Annotated in this window: 12 protein-coding genes and 1 pseudogene; 9 read left to right on the top strand and 4 right to left on the bottom strand. The window is 72.6% G+C overall.

From position 1 onward, the window contains the following. Positions 1–144 precede the first annotated feature (144 nt). Positions 145–792, top strand: a complete 648-nt coding sequence (locus tag ACF1AG_RS01580; RefSeq protein WP_359604308.1) for a biliverdin-producing heme oxygenase — start codon at positions 145–147, stop codon at positions 790–792. 58 nt (positions 793–850) lie between these two features. Here ACF1AG_RS01580 and ACF1AG_RS01585 read toward each other — a convergent pair whose 3' ends face one another. Next, entirely contained in the window at positions 851–1,495 is a 645-nt protein-coding gene (locus ACF1AG_RS01585) for a PhzF family phenazine biosynthesis protein (protein ID WP_391809169.1), read from the bottom strand. A gap of 330 nt (positions 1,496–1,825) precedes the next feature. Here ACF1AG_RS01585 and ACF1AG_RS01590 point away from each other — a divergent pair, with 330 nt between their 5' ends. From ACF1AG_RS01590 to ACF1AG_RS01600, 3 genes are all read left to right on the top strand, one after another. Further along, on the top strand, positions 1,826–3,541 hold the full coding sequence (locus ACF1AG_RS01590) for a sodium:solute symporter family protein (protein ID WP_359604312.1): 1,716 nt from the start codon (positions 1,826–1,828) through the stop codon (positions 3,539–3,541). A gap of 16 nt (positions 3,542–3,557) precedes the next feature. Next, a complete protein-coding gene (locus ACF1AG_RS01595) occupies positions 3,558–3,791 on the top strand; it encodes a putative transporter small subunit (RefSeq protein ID WP_391809170.1) in 234 nt (77 codons plus the stop codon). Positions 3,792–3,909: 118 nt separating this feature from the next. Next, positions 3,910–5,070: a serine hydrolase domain-containing protein gene (locus ACF1AG_RS01600; protein ID WP_391809171.1), complete on the top strand. Its 1,161-nt coding sequence runs from the start codon at positions 3,910–3,912 to the stop codon at positions 5,068–5,070. Between the two features lie 134 nt (positions 5,071–5,204). On the opposite strand, the gene ACF1AG_RS01605 is transcribed toward ACF1AG_RS01600, so the two are convergent. Together ACF1AG_RS01605 and ACF1AG_RS01610 are read right to left on the bottom strand one after the other, a co-directional pair. Beyond that, positions 5,205–6,710: an HtaA domain-containing protein gene (locus ACF1AG_RS01605; protein ID WP_391809172.1), complete on the bottom strand. Its 1,506-nt coding sequence runs from the start codon at positions 6,708–6,710 to the stop codon at positions 5,205–5,207. Positions 6,711–6,741: 31 nt separating this feature from the next. Continuing rightward, positions 6,742–8,160 (bottom strand): HtaA domain-containing protein, encoded by a 1,419-nt coding sequence (locus ACF1AG_RS01610; RefSeq protein ID WP_391809173.1) that lies wholly within the window; start codon positions 8,158–8,160, stop codon positions 6,742–6,744. A gap of 104 nt (positions 8,161–8,264) precedes the next feature. Between ACF1AG_RS01610 and ACF1AG_RS01615 the strand changes: the two genes are divergently transcribed. From ACF1AG_RS01615 to ACF1AG_RS01635, 5 genes and pseudogenes are all read left to right on the top strand, one after another. Continuing rightward, positions 8,265–9,281 (top strand): hemin ABC transporter substrate-binding protein, encoded by a 1,017-nt coding sequence (locus ACF1AG_RS01615; protein ID WP_391809174.1) that lies wholly within the window; start codon positions 8,265–8,267, stop codon positions 9,279–9,281. Positions 9,282–9,286: 5 nt separating this feature from the next. Further along, positions 9,287–10,369: a FecCD family ABC transporter permease gene (locus ACF1AG_RS01620; RefSeq protein ID WP_391809326.1), complete on the top strand. Its 1,083-nt coding sequence runs from the start codon at positions 9,287–9,289 to the stop codon at positions 10,367–10,369. A 117-nt stretch (positions 10,370–10,486) separates the two neighbouring features. Further along, positions 10,487–11,308, top strand: coding sequence for a heme ABC transporter ATP-binding protein (locus tag ACF1AG_RS01625; protein ID WP_391809175.1), 822 nt, complete (start codon positions 10,487–10,489; stop codon positions 11,306–11,308). Positions 11,309–11,329: 21 nt separating this feature from the next. Continuing rightward, positions 11,330–11,455, top strand: a pseudogene (locus ACF1AG_RS01630) (iron transporter); the annotation flags it as partial. Next, positions 11,430–12,437, top strand: coding sequence for a hypothetical protein (locus ACF1AG_RS01635; protein ID WP_359601762.1), 1,008 nt, complete (start codon positions 11,430–11,432; stop codon positions 12,435–12,437). The pseudogene ACF1AG_RS01630 and the gene ACF1AG_RS01635, both read left to right, overlap by 26 nt. 46 nt (positions 12,438–12,483) lie before the next feature. Here the strand turns inward: ACF1AG_RS01635 and ACF1AG_RS01640 are convergent, their stop codons facing one another. Further along, the gene (locus tag ACF1AG_RS01640; protein ID WP_359601763.1) at positions 12,484–13,218 is read right to left on the bottom strand and encodes a bifunctional DNA primase/polymerase; all 735 of its coding nucleotides are present in this window, start codon (positions 13,216–13,218) and stop codon (positions 12,484–12,486) included. Between the last annotated feature and the right edge of the window lie 211 nt (positions 13,219–13,429).

The raw sequence follows: 13,429 nt of genomic DNA on the forward strand, positions 1-13,429 counted from the left end.
GAGGGCCCGCCTCCTCCGGGAGCGCGGGCCCTTCCGCTTTCCTCGTTCCGCACGCCGTTTGCCCGGCGCACGTGCGGGGGAAGTTACCGACAATCCGTCGGCAAGGCATTGACTTAGGTAAGCCTAACCATAGAAGATCGGCGCATGGAATCCTTCTCGACCCAGATCCGTACGGCCTCCCACGAGCAGCACGTGGAGGCGGAGACCTCGACCTTCATGGCGGATCTGATGGGCGGACGGCTGGGCGTGGACGCCTACGCGCGCTACACCGAGCAGCTGTGGTTCGTGTACGAGGCGCTGGAGTCCGGCGCGCGGGACCTGGCGGCGGACCGGGTGGCGGGCCCGTTCATCCGCCCGGAGCTGTTCCGGCTCGCCGCCCTGGAGCGGGATCTGGAGCATCTGCGCGGCCCGGAGTGGCGCTCGACCCTGACCGCCCTGCCCGCGACGCGGGTCTACGCGGACCGGGTGGCGACCGTGGCCCGGGAGTGGCCGGCGGGGTACGTCGCGCACCACTACACCCGCTACCTGGGCGACCTCTCGGGCGGTCAGATCATCCGCGACAAGGCGGAGCGGACCTGGGGATTCGCGAAGAAGGGCGACGGAGTCCGCTTCTACGTCTTCGAGGGGATCTCCAACCCGGCCGCGTTCAAGCGGGAGTACCGCGCGCTGCTGGACGGGCTGACGGTGGACGACCTGGAGAAGCAGCGTGTCGTGGCCGAATGCAAGCGGGCGTTCTCGCTGAACTCGGACGTTTTCCGCGCACTGGGCGAGGAGTTCCCGCTGTCGGCGTGAGCCGGCCTGCGACACGCCGGGCGGCACTTCGGACGGTGCCGCCCGTACGCCGTGCCGGTCAGCGCTCCAGGTGGACCCGGCCGCCGACCTCCGTCCAGCCCTCCGGCTGCGGCGCCGTGAGGATCTGCGAGCCGGCGCCCTGGGTGATGTTCAGGGCGCGGCCCAGCCGGTCGGTGAGCAGCAGCGCCGCGGCGCCGGTCGCCTCGTCCTCGTCGATGCCGTCGCCGCGGCCGGGGAAGGCGCGGGCACGGATCCGCCCGGCCGGCTCGTCCAGCCAGGCCCAGGCGTAGATCCACTCACCCTTCGGGGGCACGGGCAGCTCGTCCACCTCCGCGGCGGTGGCGTACTGCCGCAGGGTGCGCGGGGGCACCCACTCCGCGCGTGCCTCGATCCAGCAGAACTCCCCGTCCTGCCGGGCGCCCACGGCCCCGGCCGGCGTGACGAGTTCGGGCACGTCGAGCAGCCAGGCGGCGCCGACGCAGGGGTGGCCCGCGAAGGGCAGGCGGGTGGTGGGGGTGTAGATGTCGATCACCCCGCGCTCGGGGTCGTCGACGAACACGGTCTCACTGAAGCCGAGTCGGGCGGCGAACTCCTGGCGCTCGTCCGGTCCGGGCAGCACCGATCCGTCCCGGACGACGCCCAGTTCGTTACCGTATCCGCCGCGTGGGCCGCAGAAGACACGCAGCACGTCGTAAGCAGTCACGGGGGCATTGAAGCACCCGGGGCGGGGCCTCAGGACCGTCGGCCGTGCGTCTCGTTGCCGTAACGAACTGATCAACTTTGCTAGAGCAATATGCAAATGAATCACTGAGAAGAGTCGGGACGAAAGCCAGCGCTTGCGACAAAGCCTCCTTCGGACATGTCCAGGACTTGTACGAATTGGGAAAAGTTCCAGGTCACGAACTCTGTTCCGGGCCGGCCGCCATTCCTCCCTCCCTGCGCAAACCGACTGTTACCGTGCGGCAAGTTTGCGAGCTCAAAGAGCACGCATTCCTGTGAACACACCCGGTTCAGCCATGAGGAGGTGGCGCGTGTGGAGGGACTGGAGACAGCCCGCTTCAGCGCACTCGTGGTCGTGGGTCTGCTGGTCCTGTTCTACGGAGGGACCTTCCTGATCTCGGCCCGCATCGGCAAGAAGGAAGAGAACGCCGACGGTTACATGACCGCCGGCAACAACATCGGCTTCGGCATCTCCGCCGCCAGCATGACGGCGACCTGGATCTGGGCGTCCTCGATGTACGCCTCCGCGACCTCCGGGTACACCTACGGCATCTCCGGCCCGATCCACTACGGGCTGTGGGGCGCGCTGATGATTCTCTTCATCTACCCCTTCGGCAAGCGGATCCGTCAGGTGGCCCCGAAGGCGCACACCCTCGCCGAGGTCATGTACGCCCGGCACGGCCGCTCCAGCCAGCTGATGCTCGCCGGTTCGAACATCGTGGGCAGCCTCATCAGCCTGATGTCGAACTTCATCGCCGGCGGTGTGCTGATCTCGATGCTGTCGCCGTTCACCTTCACCCAGGGCGTCTTCGCCGTCGCGGCGGGCGTGCTGCTCTACACCCTGTGGTCCGGCTTCCGCGCCTCCGTGCTCACCGACTTCGTGCAGGTCGTCGCGATGCTCGGCGCGGTCGCCGTCATCGTGCCGGTCATCTTCTTCGCGGCCGACTTCCCGGCCGCCTTCGAGACCGGCGCCGGGCGGCTCACCCCCGAGCAGGGCGACTTCTTCTCCAGCACCGCCTTCATGGAGCAGGGCGCCCCGTACATCGCGGCCGTGCTCGCCTACGCGATCGGCAACCAGACCATCGCCCAGCGGCTGTTCGCCGTGCGGCAGGACCTGATCAAGCCGACCTTCGTCACCGCGACCGTCGGCTACGGCGCAATGGTCATCGGCGTCGGCATGCTGGGCGTGCTCGCCCTGTACCTCGGCTACGAGCCCACCGGCGGCGACGTCAACAACATCATCCCGGGCATGGCCGCCGAGTACCTGCCGCCCGCGCTGCTGGCGCTGTTCTTCATCATGATCGTCGGCGCGCTCTCCTCAACCGCCGACTCCGACCTCGCCGCCCTCTCCTCGATCATGATGGCCGACGTCTACGGCCAGAACGTGGCCGGCAAGGAGAAGGCGAACCCGCGCACGATGCTGCTGGTCGGCCGGATCACCATGGTGCTGGCGACCGCGACGGCCGTGGCGTTCGCCAGTCTGCAGCTGAACATCCTCGACCTGCTGGTGTTCGTCGGCGCGCTGTGGGGCGCCCTGGTCTTCCCGGTGCTCGCCAGCTTCTACTGGGACAAGGTCAGCGGGAAGGCGTTCACCACCTCGGTGCTCGCGGCGCTCGCGGTGTTCCTGCCGGTGCGCTTCTCCTGGATCCCCGTGGACGGGGCCTTCGGCATCGTCGTGGACGTGCTGGCGGTGCTCGGCGTCGGCGTCGTGCTCGGCCTGATGGTGTTCGGCTTCTTCGGCGCCCGCGCGGCGAAGGTGGTGGGCGTGGCGGCGGTCGTGGTGTCGGCGCCGTTCGCCCTGGGCTCGCTGCACGAGTACGCCACCCTGTCCGGCTCGCTGGTGGCCTACTCGGTGTCCACGGTCGTCTGCTGGGCGATGAGCGTGCGCCGCCGTGAGGGCTTCGACTTCTCCCTCATCGCCCGCCGCACCGGCGACTTCGACCAGGGCCCGCAGGCCGCGGAGGCCCCGGACGCGCCGGACGCCCCGGAACCCGCCGGCACCACCACGCCAGGCACCACCACCCCGTGACCCCGAGGAGGCACCCGTGTCCACCGCAGCGCTCACCGCGTACGTCCTGATGTGGCCCGTGCTCGTGGCCGTCGTGCTGCTCGTCATCGGGCGCGGCTTCTTCCGCGAGTGGGCCGAGGCCCGCCGCAAGGGCGAGGACCTGATCTTACGCACCGCTCCGACGGGCCGTGGGGAGAAGAGACGTCTCTTCTCCCCACGGCCCGTCTCGGGGTCGAGGGCCGGGAAGTCCCTTACCGGACCGGCAGGTTGATGAGGGGCGCGTCAGGGACGGGCCTCGTCACCGCGTACGATCCCGGCGCCTCCCGTGATCACCAGGATGGTCCCGTCCGCAGCACGTACGCACATACCGCCGCGATCGGAGATCCTCCATGACCGCACGCACCGCCGCCCGTGCCCGCGCCACGGCCGTGTCCGCCCTGCTGGCCTCGTCCCTGCTGCTCGTCCCCCTCGCAGGGACCGCCGCCGCCCACCCCGCGCGGGTCTCCCCCGCCGTCTCCGCGCCGGGCGCCGCCGGGTTCGACGCGACCGCGCTGGAACGGGCGCTCGCCGAGGTCCCCGACGATGACGTCTCCGCGGCGCTGATCCGGGTCGGCGGCAAGGGCAGTTGGTCGGGCGCCGCGGGCGTCCGGGACCTGCGCACGGGGGCGCCCGCGCTGCCGCACGCCCGCTTCCGGGCCGGCTCCACGACCAAGGTGGTGACCGCGGCGGTCGTGCTCCAGCTCGTCGCGGAGAAGCGCGTCGACCTCGACGCGCCCGTCAGCCGCTATCTTCCGGACCTGCTCCCGCCCTCCTTCACCGAGCCCCCGACCGTGCGTCACCTGCTCACCTACACCAGCGGGCTGCGCCCCGGCGCGAGCCTCGGCTCGACGACCGAGGAGATGTACGCGCACCGGTTCGAGACGCTCACCCCGGAGGAGGTGGTGGCCGCGTCCGTCGCCCAGGGCCCGGCGCACGACCCGGGTGAGCGGCAGGTGTACGGGAACATCCACTACACGGTGCTCGCCATGCTGATCGAGGCCGTGACCGGCGACACCTACGAACACCAGGCCGCCGTACGGGTGTTCCGCCCCCTCGGCATGCGGCACACCGGCTTCCCCGGCGGCCCCGCCCCCCGCATCCACGGCCCGCACCACCGCGCCTACGCCGACATCGGCGGCCGGACCACCGACGTCACCGAGTGGAACATGTCCGACCGGTGGGCCGCCGGGGACATGATCTCCACCACCGCCGACCTGGAGCGTCTGGTGCTCGGCGTGTTCGGCGGCAAGGTCGTCCCGCCGACCCTGCTGGACCAGATGTTCACCGTGCCCGACATCGACGGCGCCACCTATGGGATGGCCCTCGAACGGTTCGTGATCGACGGCCGGGAGATCTGGGGCAAGACCGGCTCCCGCCCCGGCTACCACACGGTGCTGGGCGCCACCCGGGACCTGTCCCGCACGGTCGTCTACTCGGTCAACGCCAAGAGCGCCCGCGAGGACGGCTTCCCGCTCGTACAGCGCTTCGCCCTGCCCGCCTTCGCGAGTTAGGCGGAGGGGCGGGGTGTCGGTGTCCGGTCGGCGCCCTGCCGTGCGCGCGGCTCCCGCGCCCTCGAAGGGACGCGGGGACCACGCGAACCCGGGAATCGGACGCGGCGCTTCCAAGGGATGCCGGAGCGCCGGGCTCACTCGGCCGCCGGGCGCCTCCGGCGGAGGGCGAGGACGACGCCCGCCCCGGCGGCCAGGGCCGCGCCGGCCGCCGCGCCGAGGGCGCCGACCGGGACGTCGGACCCGGTGCTGGCGAGGCTGCCGCCCAGGTCGCCGCCGACGGTCGAGCCGGCACCGCCGATGGTGGAGCCGGAGGCGTCCGGGCCGCCGTCCGTACCGGTGCCGCTGCCGCCGGCGCCGTCGCCGCCCGTGCCGGCGGGCAGGTCCGCACCCTCGGTGAGGGCCACCGCCAGGCTCACCGGGTCGAGTGCGGCGCCGGCGGCGTAGAACCCGCCGAAGGCCTTGGCTCCGGCCTCCGTGAGGGTGGCGGTCACCTTGTCCAGGGTGATGACGTCGTCCTTCGCGGTGAGCGTGGGTGACGGGGCGGACAGGTCGGCGAGGACGACGTCCTGGGAGATCTCGCCGAGGTCGTCGACGTCGGCGGACAGCGTGCCCTTGCCCTCGGTGAGGTTCACCCGCAGGTCGCTGAGGGTCAGGTCGAGGCTGTGGGCGCCGTCGTGCTCGTGGCCCTCGAAGGTGACCGCGCCCTTGAAGGCGGCTTTCAGCGTGCCGGCCTCGGTGTCGTAGGCGCCGGTGGCGTCGGAGAAGGTGAACGCGCCGTTGCCAAAGGCCTGGGTGGCGCCGTCCGAGGCGGTGATCGTGCCCTTGGCGACCGGGCCGGTGACGTAGGCGCGGAAGGACTGCTTCACGCCCCAGTCGAGGGTGCCGTCGGTTATCTCGCCCTGGGTGGCGGGCTCGGTGGACTGCGTGGCGGTGGTGCTCGGGGTGGGCGTCGGCGCCTGGGTGGTGGGCGAGGCGGAGGCGGTGGCCGTCGGGGTGGCCGAGCCGGTGGGCTCGGGCTCCGTGGACGGGGACGCCGGCGGGGTGGTGGCGGGCTCGGTGGTGGACGGCTCGGGCTCCGGCTCCGGGCCGGCCTTCTTCACGATGCTCAGCGGGTCGCCCTCCGCGCCCGCGTAGCCGGCACTGCCGAGGACTTCGCCGGCTTCCTTCGTGAGGGTGGTGGCCATCTCCGTCATCGCGCGGGTGACCGTGACCGTGGCGAGCGGGACGTCGTCCTCGGTGGTGCCGTTGCGCTCGACGTCGGCGGTGATCTCACCCTTGCCGCTGTCGAACCTCACGTCGGACAGGCCGATCTCGAAGCCGTGCTTCTCCGACTTGATGTGCAGCTCGCCCTGGAAGCCGAGCGACATCACGTGAGTCGTGGAGTCGTAGGTGCCCGTGCCGCCGGTGAAGGTGAACGCGCCGTTGCTCTCGGCCTGGCTCGCGCCCCCGGCCGGCGTGAAGGTGCCCTGCGCGAGGTTCGCGACGTAGTTGCGGTAGCTCGCCTTGATGCCCCAGGTCAGTTCGTAGCCGTTGAGAGGCACTTCGGCGGCGGATGCGGAGGGGGCGGCGGTGGCGCCGAGGGCGGCCGCGGTGGCCACCGCGGCGGCGAGGGCGAGGGAGCGGCGTCGTCTTGCGGACATGACGGGGTTGTCTCCTTGGAGGTGAAGGGGATCAGTGGTTCTGCGGGGTGTCCGCGGCGGTCTTGCCTGCGCGGCGCCTGCGGACGAGGAGCGCGGCGGCGCCGGCGAGCACCAGCAGGGATCCGGCCGCGAGGGTGAGGGGAAGAACGGGGGACGTGCCGTCGCCGTCCGGCCCGGTGGTCTGCGCGACCGGCTCGGGTGAGGCGGCCGCGGACGGGGACGCCGTCGGGGTGGCGGTCGGCTCGCTGCCCAGGTCGGGCAGGGCGGGGAGTCCGGCGGTGTCGGTGAGGGCGACGGCCAGGGTGACCGGGTCCATCGCGGTGCCCGCCGGGTACATCCCGGCGAAGGCGTCGGCGCCCTGGGCGGTGAGCTTCGCGGGGGCCTCGGTGACGATGGCGAGGCCGTTCCTCGCCTTGAGGTTCTCGGCGGTGAAGGTGACCAACGGGACCGCGCGGCCGGTGTGGTCCGGTGACGTGACGTCGGCGTGAAGGGTGCCCTTGCCGTCCTTCACGGTGACGCGGACCCCGCTGAGGCGCAGGTCGAGGCCGTGGTCGCCGGTGAAGCGGACGGCGCCGCGGAAGGCGGCGGTGAGGTCGCCGTCTTCGAACGTGCCCCGGCCGCCGGGGAAGCGGAAGAGGGCGCCGCCGTCGAGGGCGCCGGAGGTGAGGGTCCAGCGGCCGCGGGCGACGGGGCCGGTGACGTACTCGCGGAAGGTGCGGCGCACCCCCCAGTCGACGGCTCCGTCGACGAGCGCCGTGCTCGTCGCGGCCTTCTCGGTCCTCTTCGGCTCCGGGCTCCTGGTGGCGGGGCTCTTGGTCGCCTCGCTCCGCGGCTGCTGGACGTCGGCGGAGAGGCTGACCGGGTCGAGGGCGGTGCCGGCCGTGTAGTAGCCGGCGAAGGAGCCGGCGCCCTGGGCGGTGAGGGTGGCGGGCAGGTTGTTCAGGACGACGGAGGTGCCGCCGCCGCGCATGTCGATGCCGCCGAGGGAGAGGGAGGCGAAGGGCACCTGACGGGACGTCGTGACCGCCCCGGTGTCCTTCGCCTTGCTGGTGACGTCCACGTAGAGGGTGCCGGTGCCGCCGGATATGGACACGGTGGGGCTGCTGAGGGTCAGGTCGAGCTGGTACGCGCCGCCGGCGGTGCGGTGCCCCGTGAAGTGCACCCCGCCGAGGAAGGCGGCGCGGAAGGAGCCCGTGTCGCCGTCGTACGTCCCGCTCGCCGAGTGGAAGCGGAAGCCGCTGCCGCCGACCGTGGCCGCGCCGCCGGTGAGGGTGTAACCGCCCTTGGCCACGGGGCCGGTGAGGTAGCGCTGGAACGACGTCTTGATGCCCCAGTCGAGCCTGCCGCCCTGGACGGTACGGGCCTCGGCGTGCGCCGTGCCGGCCGGGACGAGCGCGCCCAGGACGGCCCCGCAGAGCACGGCGACCAGGACGCGAAGACGCGTGGGCATGGCAAGTCCTCCGGAGGCGGGGGCCGGTAGCGAACAAAGGTAAGGCTAACCTAAGCTGCACCTCGGTCAACCTCCACCCACAGCCGGAAGGAACGGACGGAACCGTGCGACGCTTGCGCACAGAACTGGCGGGAGCACTGCTGTCCGTGCTCGCCCTCTCCCTCACCTCGACCGCGTGCGGAGGCTCCACCGACGCGGCCTCACCCGCCCCCGCCGCCGCCTCCACCAGGACGGCGGACCGCGTGGAACCCCTGGACTCCGCCCCGCGGCCACGGCTTCCCGTGACCGTCCGTTCCGCCGACGGACGGGAGGTGACGGTCGAGCAGGCGGAGCGCATCGTCCCGCTGTCCGGCAGCCTCAGCGAGATCGTTTTCACCCTCGGCCTCGGCGACCGGGTCGTCGCCCGTGACGTCACCGCCACCTTCGAGCAGGCGGCGGCCCTGCCGGTCGTCACCCGGGGCCACGACGTCTCCGCCGAGAGCGTGCTGTCCCTGCGCCCCGACCTCGTCCTCGCCGAGTCCACCACGGGACCCGACGAGGCCATGGACCAGATCCGCGCGGCCGGCGTGCCCGTCCTCGTCGTCGAAGGAGCGACCGGACTCGACGACGTGGGCCCGCGTATCGAGGCCATCGCCGAGGCGCTCGGTGTGCCGTCCGCCGGCGAGGAGCTGATCCGCCGTACGGAGGAGCGCGTCGCCACCGTCACGGAGTCCGTGCCGGCGGACAAGGACAAGCCACGCGTCGCCTTCCTGTACCTGCGCGGCTCCGCCTCCGTGTACCTCATCGGCGGCAAGGGCTCCGGCGCCACCTCGCTGATCGAGGCGGCCGGTGCGGTGGACGCGGGCGCCGAGTCGGGACTGGAGAAGGACTTCACCGCCATCACCAGCGAGGCCCTGGTCGAGGCGGCTCCCGACGCGCTGCTCGTGATGTCGAAAGGGCTGGAGTCCGTCGGGGGCGTCGACGGGCTGGTGAAGATCCCCGGCATCGCGCAGACCCCGGCCGGGATGGACCGGCGCATCGTCTCCGTCGACGACGGCGTGCTGCTCAACTACGGCCCGCGCACCGACCAGGTGCTCGCCTCCGTCGTGGAGCAGCTCCACGGCGAGGGCGGTGCCCGGTGAGCGTCCTGACCAGGACACGGTCCGGCACGGAACCGCGGGAGGCCGCCCCGCCTGCCCGGCGGCGCGGCGTCCCGTGGCTGCTGACGGCGGGCCTGGTCGCCGCGCTCGTAGTGCTGGTGCCCCTGGCGGCCCACACCGGCGCCTTTCCCGTGCCCGTCGGGGACGTGGTCGCCTCCGTGCAGCACCGGGCGGGCCTCGGTGGCACGGAACTCGACCGGGTCGCCGAGTCCGTGTTGTGGAACGTGCGCTTCCCGCGCATCGTGCTCGCCCTGCTGGTCGGGGCGTCCCTGGGGTGCGCGGGCGCGCTGATGCAGGGCGTGTTCGGCAACCCGCTCGCCGAACCCGGCGTCATCGGTGTCTCCTCCGGCGCGGCGGTCGGCGCCGTGGCGGCGATCGCGCTGGGGCTGAACTTCGCCGGCAACTGGACCGTCTCGATCCTCGCGTTCGTCGCCGGTCTCGTCACCGTGCTGCTCGTGTACGCGATGTCCCGGTCGGGCGGGCGCACCGAGGTGGTGACGCTGATCCTCACCGGTATCGCGGTGAACGCCTTCGCGGGCGCGCTGATCGGGCTGTTCCTGTTCTTCGCGGACACCGCCGCCGTCAACCAGATCACCTTCTGGCAGCTCGGCTCGCTGTCCCAGGCGACCTGGCCGAAGGTGCTGGCGGTGCTGCCGTGCGCGGTACTCGGGCTGGGCGTCGCGCCCCTGTACGCCCGCCGCCTGGACCTGCTGGCGCTGGGTGAGCGGCCCGCCCGCCACCTGGGTGTGGACGTGGAGCGGCTGCGGATCGTGCTGGTACTGGTGATCGCGCTGCTGACCGCGGCAGCGGTGAGCGTGTCCGGCATCATCGGCTTCGTCGGGCTGGTCGTACCGCACCTGTTGCGGATGGTCGCCGGTCCCGGACACCGGTTCCTGCTGCCGGGCAGCGCGCTGCTGGGCGCGCTGGTGCTGCTGGCGGCGGACCTGACGGCCCGTACGGTCGCCTCGCCGGCGGAGCTGCCCCTGGGGGTGCTGACGGCGCTGCTGGGCAGCCCGTTCTTCTTCTGGCTGCTGAGGAGGACCCGGCGGCGGCACGGGGGGTGGGCATGAGGTTGTGTCCCGTCCGCGGCGAGGGTGGGGCCGGTCGCGCGGTTTCCCCGCGCCATTGAGTGTGCCGGCCTCACCGTTCGTCCGTCGGTCCCCTTGTCCGATCCGGAAGGTCCTTCCATGCGTCTGCTTCGCTCCCGTCCCACTCCCCCACCCGTCACCTCTCCTGGCGACGTACTCGCCGAGGCCGAAGCCCTCCACGTGCGCCTCGGCGCCCGGGACGTCCTCCACGGCGTGGACGTCGCCGTCCGCGCGGGCGAGGTGCTCGCGCTGGTCGGGCCCAACGGGGCCGGCAAGTCCACCCTGCTCGGCGCCCTCGCCGCCGACATCGCGCCCGCGGCCGGGGTCGTACGGGTCCACGGGCGCCCGGTGTCGGACTGGTCCGTCCTCGAACTCGCCCTTCGTCGCGCGGTGTTGCCGCAGTCGTCCGCGCTGAGCTTCCCCTTCTCGGTGGAGGAGGTCGTACGGATGGGACGGGCGCCCTGGGACGCGCTCGGCCCGGAGGACGACGAGGCGGCCGTCGCCGGGGCGATGGCGGCGACCGAGGTGACCGCGTTCGCTGCGCGGCCGTTCTCCGCGCTGAGCGGCGGCGAACGCGCGCGGGTGGCGCTCGCCCGGGTGCTCGCGCAGCGCGCGCCACTGCTGATGCTCGACGAGCCGACGGCCGCGCTGGACCTGCGCCACCAGGAGCTGGTGCTGCGGCTGTGCCGGGAGCGGGCGCGGGCCGGGGACGCGGTGGTGGTGGTCCTCCACGACCTCGGCCTCGCCGCAGCCCACGCCCACCGCGTGGCGGTCCTGCGCGCGGGCCGCGTCGCGGCGGACGGCCCTCCGGGGGAGATCTTCACGGACTCCCTGCTGTCGGAGGTCTACGACCAGCCGGTCGAGGTCCTCCCGCATCCGCGGACGGGGGCGGTGCTGGTGCTGCCCGTGCGGGAGCAGTGAGGACCGGTACTCCGTCAGGCGGTCCAGGTCACGGTGTGGCCGCTGTGACCGGTCCCCGCGTCCGGCGGTGCGGGCGTCCCGGTAGGGTTCGCCTCCGGGAAGGGGAAGGTGAAGCAACCGGATGAGCAGGGATCTCGGTCTTCGTAGGCTCCACGGACTCCACGGACTCCGCGGGCCCCGCCGTACCGCGCTGGTCGCGGCCTCCTTGACCGCGCTGTCGCTGACGGCGAGCGGCTGTGTGGTGGTGCACGGCGAGCGCGAGGTGCTCCCGGCGACCACGCGGGCCGAAGCCGCCGAGGCGCTCGAGGAGTTCACCGCCGCGTACAACGCCGCCGACAAGGCGTACGACTCCTCCCTGGACGCCGACCGCACCACCGGCGCGCTCGCCGACATCGACGGGGCCCGGCTCAAGGCGGGCAAGGTCAACAACCCGGACGGCAACCCGAACCACGCGCCGCTGGAGCTGACCGACGCGAAGTTCACCATCCCCGCCAAGGCGGGCTGGCCGCGCTGGTTCCTCGCCGACACGGCCGCCAACAAGGGCGGTGACGTCCGCTGGCTGCTGGTGTTCACCCGCGACGCGCTGGACGACCCGTGGGAGGCGGCGTATCTGACGCTGGTCTCCCCGGACGACGTACCGGAGTTCAAGACGGACGAGGACGGCTGGGCCGAGACCGTCCCGGCCAACTCCACCGATGTCGCGGTCGCGCCGGGTGAGTTGAGCCGGCAGTACGCCACCTACCTGAAGGACGGCGGGGACGGTTTCGCGGAGGGCCCACACACCACCGGGTGGCGGGACGCCCGGAAGAAGAAGTCGGTGCGGCCGGGTCTGGCCACGCAGTACATCGACGAGCCGCTGGTGAACGGCGACTACGCGCCGCTGGCCCTGCGCACGGCGGACGGCGGGGCGCTGGTGTTCTTCACGACGCGGCACTTCGAGAAGCAGACGGCGGCGGCCGGGGCGACGGTGCCGACGCCGAACGAGGACGTGCTGGCGCTGACCACCGGGGAGATACGTCAGTCGCTGACGATGGAGTTCGTCTCGAACGAGGTGGCGCTGGACCCGGCGGACGGGCCGGTGGAGGTGCTGGGGCGGATCCAGGGGCTGACGTCCGCGAAGGGCGAGTAGCGGCGGACGGACGGCGCCGGGTGACCGGCGTGACGGCCGGAGGCGTTCAGTGGCGCAGGGGCCAGGCGGCTTCCGCGGGGCCCGGCTGGTCGCCGGCGTACCGGGCGCAGGCGTCCGTGAGGTACTCCAGCAGGCTGAGCGGGTCGGGCAGCGCATGCTCGGGGCCGCGTACCCAGCGGACCGACGGGTCGTCGTCGCCGGGGAGAAGGGCGGGCGGGACGAGGACGTAGGAGCCCCGGCAGTGCCAGCGCAGTCCGGGATGCTCGTCCATGGTCTCCGGATGGCAGTCCAGCTCGCAGGGCCACCACTCGTCCTCGTCCTCGGGGGTGCCCCGGGTGAGGGTGAAGAACAGCAGGCGGCCGTCGTCGCTCTCGGCTACCGGGCCGACCTCGACCCCGGCCTCCAGCAGGCGGTCCAGGGCCTCGCGGCCCGCGTCGAGGGGGACGTCGAGGACGTCGTGCACCATGCCCGTGGCGGTGATGAAGTTGGCCTGCGGCTGGTGGCGGGCCCAGCGCTCGATCTGGGCGTGGTCGGTGGTCGACTGGGTCTGCCAGGCGAAGGACACCGGGTGGCGGGCGGGAGTGGGACAGCCCACACGGTCGCAGGAACAGCGGTAGCCGGCCGGGTGCGCCGCGGGCGCGAGGGGAAGTCCCGCATCGGCGGCGGCGAGCAGCAGGGCTTCACGGCCGCCGTCACCGGCGGCCTGCTTCGGGCGGCGTCCTCGCAGCCACTGGGAGAGTTTGCCCTGTCGGCCGCTCCGGCCGCCGAACTCCGCGCTCATCTATCCCCTCGCCTCGCCGTCGTGCGCTCCAGCATGCCCTATGGTCCCACGATCGTGCGCATCGGGGCCCGGAGCGCTTAATCACCGCAGGTGGGACGAGGGTGACGGCACCGGGCGCAAGCTGACCGGTGGGGCGAACAGGACATCCGCCGGGAGGCCGCGGACCGGGTGTCGGTGCACGGTCCGCCCCGAGGAGCCTGCCTACCGTGGC

The organism is Streptomyces sp. NPDC014764 (assembly GCF_043082785.1).
GTDB classification, from domain to species: Bacteria; Actinomycetota; Actinomycetes; order Streptomycetales; family Streptomycetaceae; genus Streptomyces; species Streptomyces althioticus.

Bases quoted from the DNA above. Each gene is read 5' to 3' on its own strand.
- ACF1AG_RS01635 (WP_359601762.1), top strand. From the start codon at position 11,430: ATGAGCAGGGATCTCGGTCTTCGTAGGCTCCACGGACTCCACGGACTC.
- ACF1AG_RS01600 (WP_391809171.1), top strand. From the start codon at position 3,910: ATGACCGCACGCACCGCCGCCCGTGCCCGCGCCACGGCCGTGTCCGCC.
- ACF1AG_RS01605 (WP_391809172.1), bottom strand. From the start codon at position 6,710: ATGTCCGCAAGACGACGCCGCTCCCTCGCCCTCGCCGCCGCGGTGGCC.
- ACF1AG_RS01640 (WP_359601763.1), bottom strand. From the start codon at position 13,218: ATGAGCGCGGAGTTCGGCGGCCGGAGCGGCCGACAGGGCAAACTCTCC.
- ACF1AG_RS01610 (WP_391809173.1), bottom strand. From the start codon at position 8,160: ATGCCCACGCGTCTTCGCGTCCTGGTCGCCGTGCTCTGCGGGGCCGTC.
- ACF1AG_RS01625 (WP_391809175.1), top strand. From the start codon at position 10,487: ATGCGTCTGCTTCGCTCCCGTCCCACTCCCCCACCCGTCACCTCTCCT.
- ACF1AG_RS01580 (WP_359604308.1), top strand. From the start codon at position 145: ATGGAATCCTTCTCGACCCAGATCCGTACGGCCTCCCACGAGCAGCAC.